General features: G+C 39.8%; 12 protein-coding genes and 1 tRNA gene. 5 read left to right on the top strand and 8 right to left on the bottom strand.

Annotation, left to right across the window (positions count from 1 at the left end; translation table 11 throughout):
- Positions 1 to 379: 379 nt before the first annotated feature.
- Entirely contained in the window at positions 380 to 1,450 is a 1,071-nt protein-coding gene (locus tag Q0O89_RS05835; RefSeq protein WP_293730792.1) for a TIGR01620 family protein, read from the top strand.
- 67 nt (positions 1,451 to 1,517) lie between these two features.
- Entirely contained in the window at positions 1,518 to 2,483 is a 966-nt protein-coding gene (locus Q0O89_RS05840) for a sigma 54-interacting transcriptional regulator (RefSeq protein ID WP_293730793.1), read from the top strand.
- Between the two features lie 107 nt (positions 2,484 to 2,590).
- Here the strand turns inward: Q0O89_RS05840 and hflX are convergent, their stop codons facing one another.
- The 8 genes from hflX to orn all read right to left on the bottom strand — a co-directional run bounded on the left by hflX (position 2,591) and on the right by orn (position 10,472).
- Positions 2,591 to 3,964 carry a ribosome rescue GTPase HflX gene (hflX, locus tag Q0O89_RS05845; protein WP_293730794.1) on the bottom strand — a complete coding sequence of 458 codons (1,374 nt, stop codon included), beginning with the start codon at positions 3,962 to 3,964 and terminating at the stop codon, positions 2,591 to 2,593.
- Positions 3,964 to 4,248: an RNA chaperone Hfq gene (hfq, locus tag Q0O89_RS05850; RefSeq protein WP_273314872.1), complete on the bottom strand. Its 285-nt coding sequence runs from the start codon at positions 4,246 to 4,248 to the stop codon at positions 3,964 to 3,966. The genes hflX and hfq overlap by 1 nt, the downstream gene beginning before the upstream one ends.
- Before the next feature lie 87 nt (positions 4,249 to 4,335).
- Positions 4,336 to 5,289, bottom strand: a complete 954-nt coding sequence (miaA, locus tag Q0O89_RS05855; protein ID WP_293730795.1) for a tRNA (adenosine(37)-N6)-dimethylallyltransferase MiaA — start codon at positions 5,287 to 5,289, stop codon at positions 4,336 to 4,338.
- Positions 5,290 to 7,167 carry a DNA mismatch repair endonuclease MutL gene (gene mutL / locus Q0O89_RS05860; RefSeq protein ID WP_293730796.1) on the bottom strand — a complete coding sequence of 626 codons (1,878 nt, stop codon included), beginning with the start codon at positions 7,165 to 7,167 and terminating at the stop codon, positions 5,290 to 5,292. It lies immediately after the preceding gene.
- Between the two features lie 5 nt (positions 7,168 to 7,172).
- On the bottom strand, positions 7,173 to 9,035 hold the full coding sequence (locus tag Q0O89_RS05865; protein WP_293730797.1) for a LysM peptidoglycan-binding domain-containing protein: 1,863 nt from the start codon (positions 9,033 to 9,035) through the stop codon (positions 7,173 to 7,175).
- A 56-nt stretch (positions 9,036 to 9,091) separates the two neighbouring features.
- On the bottom strand, positions 9,092 to 9,571 hold the full coding sequence (gene tsaE, locus Q0O89_RS05870; protein WP_293730798.1) for a tRNA (adenosine(37)-N6)-threonylcarbamoyltransferase complex ATPase subunit type 1 TsaE: 480 nt from the start codon (positions 9,569 to 9,571) through the stop codon (positions 9,092 to 9,094).
- A 150-nt stretch (positions 9,572 to 9,721) separates the two neighbouring features.
- A tRNA-Gly gene (locus Q0O89_RS05875) sits at positions 9,722 to 9,797 on the bottom strand.
- 126 nt (positions 9,798 to 9,923) lie between these two features.
- On the bottom strand, positions 9,924 to 10,472 hold the full coding sequence (orn, locus tag Q0O89_RS05880) for an oligoribonuclease (protein ID WP_293730799.1): 549 nt from the start codon (positions 10,470 to 10,472) through the stop codon (positions 9,924 to 9,926).
- A 60-nt stretch (positions 10,473 to 10,532) separates the two neighbouring features.
- Between orn and rsgA the strand changes: the two genes are divergently transcribed.
- From rsgA to ptsI, 3 genes are all read left to right on the top strand, one after another.
- Positions 10,533 to 11,579 carry a small ribosomal subunit biogenesis GTPase RsgA gene (rsgA, locus tag Q0O89_RS05885; RefSeq protein ID WP_293730800.1) on the top strand — a complete coding sequence of 349 codons (1,047 nt, stop codon included), beginning with the start codon at positions 10,533 to 10,535 and terminating at the stop codon, positions 11,577 to 11,579.
- A 313-nt stretch (positions 11,580 to 11,892) separates the two neighbouring features.
- Positions 11,893 to 12,150, top strand: a complete 258-nt coding sequence (gene ptsH / locus Q0O89_RS05890) for a phosphocarrier protein Hpr (RefSeq protein ID WP_115638499.1) — start codon at positions 11,893 to 11,895, stop codon at positions 12,148 to 12,150.
- 108 nt (positions 12,151 to 12,258) lie between these two features.
- Positions 12,259 to 13,986 (top strand): phosphoenolpyruvate-protein phosphotransferase PtsI, encoded by a 1,728-nt coding sequence (gene ptsI / locus Q0O89_RS05895; protein ID WP_273314864.1) that lies wholly within the window; start codon positions 12,259 to 12,261, stop codon positions 13,984 to 13,986.

Here is a 13,986-nt window from a genome sequence, read left to right on the forward strand (position 1 = left end):
GCGTCCATAATTAAATTACGCTCCGTTTTTACAATGGACGCCAAGCGTGGCGTCCCTACAAAACATTAAAAAATAAAATGTGGCGGCATAAATAAAATTTTATGGCATTAAACATCATTAAATAAAAAAGCTGAAAGTAAGCGGTCTAATTCAACCGATGGTTTACGTTTTTTGTTTTTACTTTTTTATTCTTTATTTGATACATCAATTTTATTTACCGTATCAATCATTTGTAGGGACGCCATACTTGGCGTCTATAATTAAATTACGCTCCGTTTTTACAATGGACGCCAAGCGTGGCGTCCCTACAATACCACGCTTTACTTTGGGTTTTTTAATGGTCTGAGGTAGGTGAAAGCCGTTCTTTAATGAGGGAAATATGAAGGATAAGATAATTTTTAATCAATCTCATGCCGATGAAGTGCATGGGGATTTTCAAGGGAAAAGAGAATTTTCTGAGGATGTTCATATCACTCCGGATGACATTTTTTCTCAAGAAAAAGAGACGGATGTATTGGACGGAGAATTATTAACAGAACAGTTTGAACAGGCGGTCAATCCGACATCTCGTTGGTGGAAACGCTTGGCTTGGGGCGCGGTAATCTTATTTTTAGGCGGAACAGTGGCGCAGTCTATTCAATGGCTGCTTGATAGTTGGCGAGCCAATCAATGGATTTATTTTTCTTTTGCGATAGCGAGTTGTATTTTCATCCTTCTGGGGCTTTCCGCTTTCATGAAAGAATTGTGGTATTTACGTCATCTACGCCGGCATCTGAGATTACAACAACAAAGTGCGGTTCTATTGAAGGATAGTTCTTCGCCGGAGCAGAGTATTGTCACTTGCCAAGAAATTGCTCAGGCACTCAATTTAGAGCCTCAACATCCAGCCTTATTGCAATGGCAACGCCAAATTCACAATGGTTATTCAGGACGGGAAATTGCCTATTTATTCAGTCAACATGTCATGACAGTGATGGATAAACAGGCAAAAAACTTGGTCACGAAAGCGGCAATAGAAAGTGCGACTGTGGTGGCAGTGAGTCCGCTTGCGGTGGTTGATCTTTTTTTCGTGGCGTGGCGACATATTCGTTTGGTCAATCGTATCGCAAAACTTTATGGCATTGAATTAGGCTATTTCAGCCGTTTACGTTTAATGAAGTTAGTTCTCCTTAATATGGCATTTACCGGCGCAACGGAATTATTACATGATGTCGGAATGGATTGGCTTTCACAAGACATTACTGCGAAATTATCCGCGCGCGTTGCTCAAGGGATGGGAGTAGGACTTTTGACGGCGCGTTTGGGGATCAAAGCGATGGAGTTTTGCCGTCCTTTGGCTTTTCAAGTTGATGAAAAACCACGTTTACGCCATATTCAAAAGGAATTATTAACTGTATTAAAAAATACGGTGGTAAACCCAATCAAAGTCAAAGAAAGTGAAAAACTGTAAAGCTAAATTGACATTTTAAGGATTTAGGCATACATTTATCGGTAAGATTTCTTTACGGAATAAGAAAATGACTGAAAACCTACCGCACTTTGCTTTTAATGATCTTGTGACGCATAGTCCTAAAATGCACGCTTTAGTCGAAACGGCAAAAAAATTTGCACAACTTGATGTTCCTTTGCTCATTCAAGGAGAAACAGGTACAGGCAAGGATTTGATTGCCAAGGCTTGTCATCAATGGAGCGCACGTTGTCAGGCGCGATTTATTGCCGTAAATTGCGCCGGATTGCCTAGTGAGGATGCAGAAAGTGAAATGTTTGGTCAAGCGAAAGGCGATAAAACCACGCAAGGTTTTTTTGAATACGCAGACGGTGGTACGGTTTTATTAGACGGTATAGCAGAACTTTCTTTGCCTTTGCAAGCAAAATTATTACGTTTTCTCACCGATGGCACATTCCGGCGTGTAGGGGAAGAACAGGAACATTATGCTAATGTGCGTGTGATTTGTACCTCGCAGGTTCCATTGGTGCAGTATGTGGAACAAGGAAAAGTCCGTAGTGATTTATTTCATCGTTTAAATGTGTTGACCTTGGATGTCCCACCTTTACGAGAACGAAAAGAAGATATGGCGGATTTGGTCTCCTTGTTTATCTCAAAAATTAGTGAAAATCTCCGTATTTCCCCACCGCACTTTAATACCGATTTTCTAGATTTCCTGAAAAATTATCCTTGGGAAGGGAACGTCCGTGAACTGTATAATGCCCTCTATCGAGCTTGTTCTTTAGCCGAAAATAATCAACTGTCGACTGTTCATTTAAATTTACAACTCAAACCATCACAGACAGAGTTTGGGACAATAATCAATCTGGCTCAATTCGGTGAATTGACGCTGGATGAGATTATGGCAAATTATGAAAAGCAAGTGTTATCGCTCTTTTATGCAGAATATCCCAGTACACGTAAATTAGCGGCAAGATTAGGGGTTTCGCATACGGCAGTGGCAAATAAATTGAAGCAATACGGTATTGGAAAGTAGAGAATCGGGGGCTGTGTAGTATTTACTGCACAAGACTTACGTTTCGACAGGCTCAACGATCGTCTTGTGCAATTACTACATAATCACATAATATCGTTGTTTTGCAGTTAGAAAACATCCCTATTTTTCACCGCACTTGGTGTGTATTGCTCTAACAATGGGAATCGTTTAACCAACTTTAACCATTCTACCTTATCAATTTCAATCTTTAATTCAAATTCGCCCGATTCGCTAATTTGTTCGCTGCGGATGCAATTAAGCCGGTAAAGTGCATGGCGAATTTGTCCTAGATGAGGCGCAAGAGTGAGGGCGAGTTTGAGAATTTCATCACTTAAGCGTAGGCGAATTGCCTCTAATAACAGATCAATCCCACCTCCGGTTTGGGCGGAAAGATAAACAGCAATGGGTTGATTTTCATCATTCCATTCAATATGTGGCTGCACATTTTCTAACGCATCAATTTTGTTATAAACCAATAATACCGGCACATTCTGCGCATCGATTTCTTCTAACACCGCATTAACGGCTGCAATATTTTCGAGTTTTCGTGTATCCGCATTATCAATGACATGAAGCAACAAACTGGCTTCGGTGGTTTCTTGTAACGTAGATTTGAAGGCAGAGACTAAATCATGGGGCAAATCGCGAATAAAGCCTACCGTATCCGCTAAAATAGTCGTGCCAACATCTTGAATTTGCAGACGGCGCAAGGTGGGATCGAGGGTAGCAAACAGTTGATCCGCTGCATAGACAGAGGATTGAGTTAAACCGTTAAAAAGAGTAGATTTTCCCGCATTGGTATAGCCGACTAAGGAAATCGTTGGAATATCTGCTTTTTGGCGAGTTTGACGATTTTGATTACGTTGTTTCGCAACTTTTTCCAAACGATTTTGTAGTTGAGCGATACGTACCTTGATTAAACGGCGATCGGTTTCCAGTTGCGTTTCTCCGGGCCCGCGCAAACCTACCGCACCTTTTTGTTGATCCAATCCTGTTTTGCGGCGAACTAAGCGTGTGGCAAGGTGTTTTAATTGGGCCAATTCAACTTGCAGTTTCCCTTCGTGAGAGCGCGCACGTTGAGCAAAAATATCTAAAATTAATCCCGTCCGATCCACTACACGGCATTGGCATAAGCTTTCTAAATTACGGGATTGAGCCGGAGTGAGTTGATGATTAACTAAAATCACATTCGCATCATGTAATTTTACTGCCTCTGCAATTTCTTCTGCTTTTCCTTGGCCGACAAAATATTTGGCTTGCGGCGTTGAGCGAGAGGTAGTGAGGACTTGTGCAATATCAACCTGTGCTGATTGGGCAAGCAACTGAAATTCTACTAAATCATCGACATTTTTTTGTTGAGAAAAGAAAACATGAACAACAATCGCTTTGTCATTCTGCTTATCTTTTAATAAAGAAAGTGCGGTTAAACTCTCAGGAATTTCTACCGCACTTTGCATTGATATTTTGTCGTTACTGAGCATTATTCAGCCTGAGCAGCATCCACAGAAGCGGCTTGTTGTGCCGGTTGGTATTGTGTGTTGTGGTTATTATTGTGATGAGAAACAGCACGAGCCGGCACAACGGTTGAAATTGCGTGTTTGTAAACCATTTGATTAACGGTATTTTTTAACAAAATCACAAACTGGTCGAAAGACTCAATTTGTCCTTGCAATTTAATACCGTTGACTAAATAAATTGAAACCGGAATACGTTCACGGCGAAGTGCGTTTAAATAAGGATCTTGTAATGATTGACCTTTTGCCATTTTGGGTACCTTCTTATTTATAGTTGTTATTTATTGTAATTATTGAGAAGCTGTTTATCTCTAACAGCGATTTCAATATATCAATTTTTAACGCGGTTGCATAGCCAAATCAAGGGCTTGTATGATCTTTTTCAAATTTTGCTCATTTTTTAAACTATCTAGCCAAGTAATAGGTGTTTTCCAACCTCGTAACCAAGTAATTTGCCGCTTCGCTAATTGTCGTGTAGCACAAATTCCACGATAAACCGCTTCATCTAAATCATATTGCCCTTGCAAATGTTCCCACATTTGGCGATAACCCACACAGCGAATTGACGGTAAATCTAAATGTAAATCCGGGCGAGCAAACAGTTTTTCCACTTCTACCTTAAACCCTTGTTCCATCATTTTTTGGAAACGAAGTTCAATTCGCTCATGTAAAATGGCACGATCTTCAGGCGCAATGGCAAATTGCAACACATTGTAAGGCAAGGTCTCACCTTTTTGTTCTGTTAATTCAGTGAGAGATTTTCCCGTTAAATAAAATACTTCCAAGGCGCGATTAATTCGCTGACTATCATTGGGATTAATGCGTGCCGCTGAAACAGGATCGATTTTTTCTAATTCTTGATGTAATTCTGCCCAACCGATTTGTGCCGCTTTTGTTTCAATTTCTGACCGCACTTTTTCATCCGCATTAGGTAACGGCGACAGCCCATCAATTAAGGCTTTGTAATAAAGCATAGTACCACCGACCAACAGCGGAATTTTACCTTGTGCACTAATTTCTGCCATTTCGCGTAAAGCATCTTCACGGAAATTCATGGCAGAATAACTTTCGGCAGGATCTAAAATATCAATTAAGCGATGAGGCGCAAGGGCGAGTTCTTCTTTACTCGGTTTTGCTGTGCCAATATCCATTCCTTTATAAATCAACGCACTATCAACACTAATAATTTCTACTGGCAAATTTTGATAGAGTTGAATGGCAAGATCGGTTTTGCCCGAAGCTGTTGGCCCCATGAGAAAGATAGCATTGGGTTTTGGGTTATTGCTGGTCATTTATTTCTCGCTTAAATAGGTATCAAAATTCACAGGAATTAATAAGGATGTCAATGATAATTGCTGTTGTTGGCTAAGTAACCTTTCTACTTCTTGCAATAAATTCACCGCACCGGCAAGTACCTTGATGTCAGCAAGATCAACATGTTGGCAAAGTGCGGTGAGAAATGCACTGTTTTCACTGATATCTTGATGAAGTAACGACATCACGATTTTTTGTAGATTTTGTTGACGTAAACATTGTGGCACGCTGTTTAGGGTTATGCGCTGTTGCCCTAAATTTTCAATAAATTCAAAACCCAACCAGGCAAAAAAATCTTTTTGTTGTTGCCACTTTTGTTGCAAAACCGTATCCAATCGAAACACAATAGGGATTAATAGCGGCTGTTTAGGGCTTTGCGGATTTAAGGCTAATTCTAACCGCACTTGTTGTAATTGCGCCAAAGGTAACAAATAAAATTGATTATCTTGTTGTAATAACAGGGCTTTTTCATTCACTAATGCCAATGCACGTAACATGGATTTTGCCGATAATTCTTCTGCGACAGGCATTACCACCGGTTCCGTTTGGTGATGCGACTGTAACAATTCGCCGTAAAGTCGTTGTTCCGTTTTGCTTGGCGTTTCTCGTGATAATATCGCGTGGGCATTGGATTGAAAGCGCGGTTGAAAATCAGGTTGTTTTGGCCAATATTGCTCTCGATCTGCGTAACTTGTCTTTGTTCTTTCAGAAGAATGAGACGGTTCAGAATAGGCGCGTTCAAACATATTTCGACCTGCTGCAACACGATTTGGCTTGATCGTTGGGGCATAGTGGTATGTGGCCGGTGATTCTTGAATTTCGTCTGTCGCCGTTTCTGTATTTGAAAAATCGAGTTGTTCTGCGCTCAATAAGGCATTGCTAATACCTTGAAAAATAAAATCGTGGATTAAACGCGATTGCTGAAAACGGACTTCGTGTTTGGTCGGGTGAACATTGACATCCACATCATTGGGGTTTAAGTCCAAAAACAGCACAAAAGCAGGGTATTGTTCCGTGCTTAAATGTTCTGCATAAGCCTGACGAATGGCGTGGTTAATCACCTTATCTTTTACCATTCGACCGTTAATATAGCAATAAGCCAAGTCATTTTGCGAACGAGTGAAATCGGCTGTGGCAACCCAACCTGATAAATGTAAGTCATCATGTTTCCAATCAATCTGTAGGGCGTGTTGAACAAAATCTTCGCCACAAATGGCGGCCACACGTTTTAATTTTTGCTGCTCATTGACCGCACTTTTATATTGACGCACCGTTTTACCATTGTGTGTTAAGGTAAACGCAATATTTGGCTTGGCCAAAGCAATACGTCGAATAACTTCGTCAATATGGGCAAATTCTGTTTTATCGGTGCGTAGAAATTTACGGCGAGCAGGGGTGTTAAAAAATAAGTTCGCGACTTCTACGGTGGTTCCAACAGGATGAGAAGCCGGCTGAATGGTGCTTTCTTGATCGCGACCTTGTACATAAACCTGCCAGGCTTCACTTTGTTCAGCGGTACGTGAAGTTAAGGTTAAACGTGAGACAGAACTAATACTGGCTAAGGCCTCGCCTCGAAAACCAAAACTTAAAATCGCTTCTAAATCATCCATGCAAGAAATTTTGCTGGTGGCGTGGCGAGCAAGGGAAAGGGGCAATTCTTCTTTCGGAATGCCACTACCGTTATCGCGAATACGGATCAGGCTCGCACCACCATTTTCAATATCCACGCGAATAATATTGGCACCCGCATCGAGGCTGTTTTCAACCAATTCTTTTACCACGGAGGCAGGGCGTTCCACTACTTCGCCGGCAGCGATTTGGTTTGCAAGTTGCGGTGGTAAAATTTGAATCGGCATGGGTTTTATTCCTTAAGCTGGATTTTTTGTCCTACAATCACTTTTCCGTTTTTTAATTTTGGGTTTAATTTCAAGATTTTATCAGGCGAAACATTATACAAACGCGCTATAGCATAGAGTGTTTGACCTTTTTCTACCACATGGTATTTCGGTATCACATTGGGCTTGCTTGTTTTTTCGTCTTTCTTAGTATTTTGCGTTTTGGCTGTCTCTTTATCTTTTTTGTCTTTTGTTTTCTCTAGTTTGATATTTTTTTCCGATTGCACATTTTGTGTTTTCTCGGCATTTTTGGAGATTGCTCTGGCTTCAGCTGCTTTTCCGCTTTTTTCCACCTTTTTATCCGTTTTTTCCTCAACTTTCGTTTTAGCCGGTATTTTGAGTTTATCGCCAATACTCAATTTTTTGTTTTTCAGCGCGTTTAATACCAAAATATCATTTTCGGCAACACCGTATTTTTTCGCAATTTTATCCAAACGATCGCCTGATTTCACCGTATGAATAATACCGCTTTCTTTTATTTTAGGTGAGAGTGTGGTTTCCTCTTTTTTATCTTTCGACGGCGTATTGGTTTTATCCTCAGATTTCACCGCACTTTTTCCATTATCAGGAATACGCAAGCTTTGTCCGATCAAGAGTTCTTTGCGTTTGAGTTGATTAAGCGCAATAATTTCATCAGATTTTACACCATATTTTTTTGCGATAGTCTCTAAGCGTTCGCCTGATTTCACGCTGTGTTTGATGCCGCTATCCTTAAGGACGGTTTTTGTGGCTTTATCTTCAGATTTCACCGCATTTTTCCCATTATCAGGAATACGTAAACTTTGCCCAATAAATAGATTTTTGCGTTTTAGCTGATTTAATTCCACAATATCATCTATGTTAACATTGTATTTTTTGGCGATACTGTCTAAACGCTCGCCTGATTTCACACTATGTTTGAGGCCACTGTCCTTAATTTTAGTGGTGTTTTTATGGTTTTCTTGGGGAGTGTCTTTCTCTTTATCTGTTTTTTTCGGTTCTGCTTTAGCCGATTTTTCTTTATTTTCAGGTTTTTCTTTGTTTTCTGATTTATCTTCTTTCAGTTCCGGTGCTTTGACACTTGTGTTCACATCTAATCCCCCATGACGTTTGCGATAGTCCACAATGCCTTGATAAATAATATAAGCAATACGGCGGCGATATGATGGGGTACTCAATTTTGCTTCTTCTTCCGTATTAGACAGGAAACCTGTTTCGACTAACACGGAAGGGATATCCGGTGAACGTAATACGCCTAGACTCGCGTGTTGTGGGGTGTTACGGCTTAATGTGGTAATTTTGGCAAAATTACGTAAAATCGCGTTGCCTAATTCATAACCCACTCGTTGGCTATGTCCGAACTGTAAATCCAATACCGTTTGATTGAGATATTTTTCATTGCTATGTTCAGCAAGAACATTACCGGCACCACCTAATAATTCGGATTGCTTTTCGTGATCTTCGAGCCATTGCCCCATTTCATCATTCGCTCGGCGATTTGACAAGACCCAAACAGAAGCACCGCGTAATGCGGAATTTTCAGATGAATCAGCGTGAATAGAAATGAGATAATTTGCCTTTTTATGACGTGCAATTTCTGAACGTTCGGGAACAGAAATGTAGTAATCGCCTGTACGCGTTAACACCGCGCGAAAATTCGGATCCTTATCTAAAAATCCTTTGAGTTCACGTGCGATAGATAGCGTGACATTTTTTTCATAGATACGCATATTGCGACTAATTGCGCCCGGGTCTTTGCCTCCATGGCCGGGATCAATGGCAATAGTCCAGGGTTGCGCTTGTACGCTAAAGGTAAAAAGTGCGGTAAAAAAAAGAACGATTTTTTTCATTATTATCCAGTTATATCTCAGCAAAATCCTAAAGCTAAGTTTTAGGCGGAATGAGGTTATTCCAAATGTTTAAGAATTTGTTCACCTTGTGTTGTTTTTGCCACGATTTCAATTTCGCGTGCATTATCCACATAGGAGATATTCACAATTAAGTCCGGTTCAGCAAGTAATCCTGCCCCTTTTTCTGCCCATTCAATCAGGCAAATACTGTTGGCAGAAAAATAATCACGAATACCCATAAATTCTAATTCTTCGGGATCACTTAAACGATATAAATCAAAGTGGTAAATATGTTTAGTCTGTAAATGATATTCTTCTACTAAGGTATAAGTTGGGCTTTTTACATTGCCTTGATGACCTAATCCTTGAATTATGCCACGGCTTAAAGTCGTTTTGCCTGCACCAAGATCGCCATTTAAGTAAAGAGTAATGCCTGTTTGGCTCGAAATCTGACAAATGGCGGCAATGAGTTTATGACCAAATGATATCATGGCAGATTCATCAGGTAAAAATTGATGAAATGTATTCAATGACATAGTGATATTTTAACAATGTTGAATTTATTTAAAATAGGCAAAATTGTACCGCACTTTTGTGATTTACCATAGCGACAAACAGACTTTAATCATTATTTATTGGCGGCAAGAAATAAAAAAGGACGCTATAAAAAGCGTCCTAAAAGAATTTGGAGCGGGAAACGAGGCTCGAACTCGCGACCCCGACCTTGGCAAGGTCGTGCTCTACCAACTGAGCTATTCCCGCGTAGTGACATATTGTCGAAAACAGGGCGTATTATACGGATGTTTTTCTACTGCGCAAGCTAAATTTTTTAAATTTAGTTTGTTTGCATGAAAAATACGCAATTTTAGGGGCTGTTAATAAAAGATCTTAATCTAATTTGATAAAATGCTCACGATAATAGGCTAATTCTTTGATACTTTCACGAATATCATCCAATGCTAAATGGCTATTCGCTTTTGTAAATCCGTCTAAAATTTCGGGTTTCCAACGGCGTGCTAGTTCTTTTAACGTGCTTACATCTAAATGACGATAGTGAAAATAATCTGCTAAATCAGGCATATATTTGTAAAGAAAACGTTTATCTTGCGCAATACTGTTACCACAAATCGGCGAAGCTCCTTTTGGAACCCATTTTTTTAGAAAATCAAGGGTTTGAAGTTCTGCGGCTCGCTCGGTTAATTTACTTGCTTTCACACGCTCCACGAGGCCATTTTCTGTATGTGTTTTCACGCACCATTCACTCATTTGGCTTAATAATTCATCGGATTGATGAACCGCAAGTACAGGGCCTTCCGCTAAAATATTGAGATTTTTATCGGTAACAATCGTAGCAATTTCAATAATTCGCTCTTTTTCGGGATCTAACCCCGTCATTTCCAAATCAATCCAAATGAGATTTTCTTTATCTTGTGCCATAATTTCAGTATCCTATGTTAAATTTTTTGCAATTCTACCTGAAAATCAACCGCACTTTAAATGGCAAAACATAAATTAACTCAAAATCAAAAACGCCGTATTCATTCAAATAATGCGAAAACCCTTGAACGTCATCGCCGTCAAGCCAAAAAAGACATTGACTGGCAAGATGAAATGTTAGGGGAAACTCAAGACGGCATAGTGGTTACACGCTATTCGATGCACGCCGATATTGAAGACGCGCAGGGTGATATTTTTCGCTGTAATTTGCGCCGCACTTTAGCCAGCGTGGTGGTGGGCGATCACGTGGTTTGGCGCAAAGGTCATGAACAATTACAAGGTATTAGCGGCGTAGTTGAAGCCGTACAACCGCGTAAAAACGAATTGTCGCGCCCCGATTATTATGATGGCTTAAAAGTGATGGCATCAAATATTGATCGCATTATTATCGTCTCTGCGGTATTGCCGGCTTTGTCCTTGAATATTATTGACCGTTATTTGGTGATTTGTGAAAACGCCAATATTCCCGCGGTGATTGTGCTTAACAAGGTTGACTTATTGTCTGATGAAGAAAGAGAATGGGCAAAAACGCAGCTGCAAATTTATGAAACACTGGGTTATCAAACGCTGATGATTTCTGCACAAACCGGCGAAAATATGGATAAATTAACCGCACTTTTAGCGGAAGGTACATCGATTTTTGTGGGGCAATCAGGGGTGGGCAAATCAAGTCTTGTTAACCATATTTTGCCTGAAGTGCAAGCGCAAACCGGTGAAGTGAGTAGTACATCCGGGTTAGGGCAACATACCACAACCGCTTCGCGTCTCTATCATTTGCCTCAAGGGGGCAATTTAATTGACAGCCCGGGGATTCGCGAATTTGGCTTATGGCATTTAGAACCGGATCAAATTACAAAAGGGTATCGCGAGTTCCAATATTTTTTAGGCACCTGTAAATTCCGTGATTGTAAACATCTCAATGATCCGGGGTGCGCTTTACGGGAAGCTCTTGAACAAGGAAAAATTCATCCTGTACGGTTTGAAAATTATCATCGCTTGATTTTAAGTCGTGATGAGAACAAATCACAGCGTCATTTCGTGGAATAATGCTTTGTGCTATAACGCTAACTTAGTCTAAAACGGAATTTTTTCTTTTAAAAATTTGTTAAAAAAGCTCAAAATAACAGCAAATCGATAATTTTTTTGTGATCTACTTCAAATTTTGTAGTGATTTAGCTTGATTAATTAAGCAGAATATTGATACTAGGGATTGAAATTTTTGCGCGCAAGAATAGTCGGTTTTCCGACCGCACTTTTAGGTGTGTTTGGTTGAACGATTTTGCTCGAGAGTTTTGGTGATGAGTTTGCTGTTTGAAGTCATCACAGAATGTTTACCTTAACTTAAAATAAAGGACAAATTATGTACTCAAAAGACGTTGAAATTACAGCAGCTGCAGGTTTACATACTCGCCCGGCAGCACAGTTCGTTAAAGAAGCAAAAGCATTCGCTTCAGACATTACTGTTACATCTGCAGGTAAAAGCGCGAGCGCAAAAAGCCTATTTAAATTACAAACCTTAGGTTTAACTCAAGGCACTGTTATTACAATCTCTGCAGAAGGCGAAGATGAGCAAGCTGCAGTTGATCATTTAGTGGCTTTAGTTCCAACTTTAGAATAATTTTTGTTTAGCCATAAGACTGAACATTTCCTGCTATAAGCAGGAAAAGTGGGTTTTATGGCTATTATTTTATATACATAATCAGGCTATAAAATAGAAGGTTAAATCATGATTTCAGGAATTCCAGCTTCTCCAGGTATTGTTTTTGGTAAAGCACTTGTACTTAAAGAAGAAAAAATTATTATTGATAACCAAAAAATTTCAGAAGATCAAATTGATGCTGAAATTGCACGTTTTTATGAAGGGCGTACTGCGGCAGTAGCGCAATTAAGCTCAATTCGTGATCGTGCCTTAAAATCTTTAGGGGAAGACAAAGCCGCTATTTTTGAAGGTCATTTGATGATCTTAGAAGATGAAGAATTGGAAGAAGAAATCATTGGTTATATTCGTTCTAATAAAGCCAATGCTGCTGCGGCGGCAAGTAAAATTATCGATCAACAGGTAGAAATGTTATCTGAAATCGATGATGAATATTTAAAAGAACGTGCAGGCGATATTCGCGATATTGGTAACCGTTTATTGAAAAATATCTTAGGTATGCATATCGTGGATTTGGGTGAAATCAATGAAGAAGCTATTTTAGTGGCTTATGATTTAACCCCATCTGAGACAGCACAATTAAACTTAGACAAAGTGTTAGGTTTTATCACAGATATCGGTGGTCGTACATCACACACTTCTATTATGGCACGTTCATTAGAGTTACCTGCGATTGTGGGGACAAATAATGTTACAGAGCAAGTGAATACCGGCGATTACTTAATCCTTGATGCGGTAAATAATGCCGTTTATGTGAATCCAACACGTGAACAAATCGAAAAATTAAAAGCACAACAAGTACAATTAGCAGAAGAAAAAGCGGAATTAGCAAAATTAAAAGATTTACCTGCATTGACGTTAGACGGTCATCGTGTGGATGTTGTGGCAAATATTGGTACCATCCGTGACTGTGACGGTGCAGACCGTAATGGTGCAGAAGGGGTTGGTTTATACCGTACTGAATTCTTATTTATGGATCGTGACAGCCTTCCATCAGAAGAAGAACAATTCCAAGCTTATAAAGAAGTGGTTGAAGCTATGAATGGTCGTATCGTGGTGTTACGTACCATGGACATCGGTGGTGATAAAGAATTACCATATTTAAATTTACCAAAAGAGATGAATCCGTTCTTAGGCTGGCGTGCCGTTCGTATTGCTATGGATCGCCGTGAAATTTTACATGCACAATTACGTGCGGTTTTACGCGCTTCAGCATTTGGTAAACTGGCGGTCATGTTCCCGATGATTATTTCAGTGGAAGAAATTCGTGAATTGAAATCTGTGATCGAAACATTAAAACAAGAATTACGTAATGAAGGCAAAGCCTTTGATGAAAATATTCAAGTTGGTGTGATGGTAGAAACGCCATCTGCTGCGGTGAATGCGAAATTCTTAGCGAAAGAAGTGGACTTCTTTAGTATTGGTACAAATGACTTAACACAATACACCTTAGCGGTTGACCGTGGTAACGAAATGATTTCTCACTTATACAACCCAATGTCACCATCAGTATTAGGCTTAATCAAACAAGTTATTGACGCTTCCCACGCTGAAGGTAAATGGACAGGTATGTGCGGTGAGCTTGCAGGTGACGAGCGTGCAACCTTATTATTACTCGGTATGGGCTTAGACGAGTTCAGTATGAGTGCCATTTCTGTACCACGCATCAAAAAATTAATTCGTAATGTGAATTATGCAGATGCGAAGGCGTTAGCTGATAAGGCATTGCAAGTACCAACTGCAGCTGAAATTGAGCAATTAGTTGATGAATTCTTAAAAGAAAAAACATTAAACTAG

This window comes from uncultured Actinobacillus sp. (genome assembly GCF_945915845.1).
Classification (GTDB): domain Bacteria; phylum Pseudomonadota; class Gammaproteobacteria; order Enterobacterales; family Pasteurellaceae; genus Exercitatus.

Coding starts and splice junctions, on each gene's coding strand:
- tsaE (WP_293730798.1), bottom strand. CDS start 9,571: ATGTCATTGAATACATTTCATCAATTTTTACCTGATGAATCTGCCATG.
- hflX (WP_293730794.1), bottom strand. CDS start 3,964: ATGCTCAGTAACGACAAAATATCAATGCAAAGTGCGGTAGAAATTCCT.
- Q0O89_RS05865 (WP_293730797.1), bottom strand. CDS start 9,035: ATGAAAAAAATCGTTCTTTTTTTTACCGCACTTTTTACCTTTAGCGTA.
- mutL (WP_293730796.1), bottom strand. CDS start 7,167: ATGCCGATTCAAATTTTACCACCGCAACTTGCAAACCAAATCGCTGCC.
- hfq (WP_273314872.1), bottom strand. CDS start 4,248: ATGGCAAAAGGTCAATCATTACAAGATCCTTATTTAAACGCACTTCGC.
- ptsI (WP_273314864.1), top strand. CDS start 12,259: ATGATTTCAGGAATTCCAGCTTCTCCAGGTATTGTTTTTGGTAAAGCA.
- miaA (WP_293730795.1), bottom strand. CDS start 5,289: ATGACCAGCAATAACCCAAAACCCAATGCTATCTTTCTCATGGGGCCA.
- rsgA (WP_293730800.1), top strand. CDS start 10,533: ATGGCAAAACATAAATTAACTCAAAATCAAAAACGCCGTATTCATTCA.
- ptsH (WP_115638499.1), top strand. CDS start 11,893: ATGTACTCAAAAGACGTTGAAATTACAGCAGCTGCAGGTTTACATACT.
- orn (WP_293730799.1), bottom strand. CDS start 10,472: ATGGCACAAGATAAAGAAAATCTCATTTGGATTGATTTGGAAATGACG.
- Q0O89_RS05835 (WP_293730792.1), top strand. CDS start 380: ATGAAGGATAAGATAATTTTTAATCAATCTCATGCCGATGAAGTGCAT.
- Q0O89_RS05840 (WP_293730793.1), top strand. CDS start 1,518: ATGACTGAAAACCTACCGCACTTTGCTTTTAATGATCTTGTGACGCAT.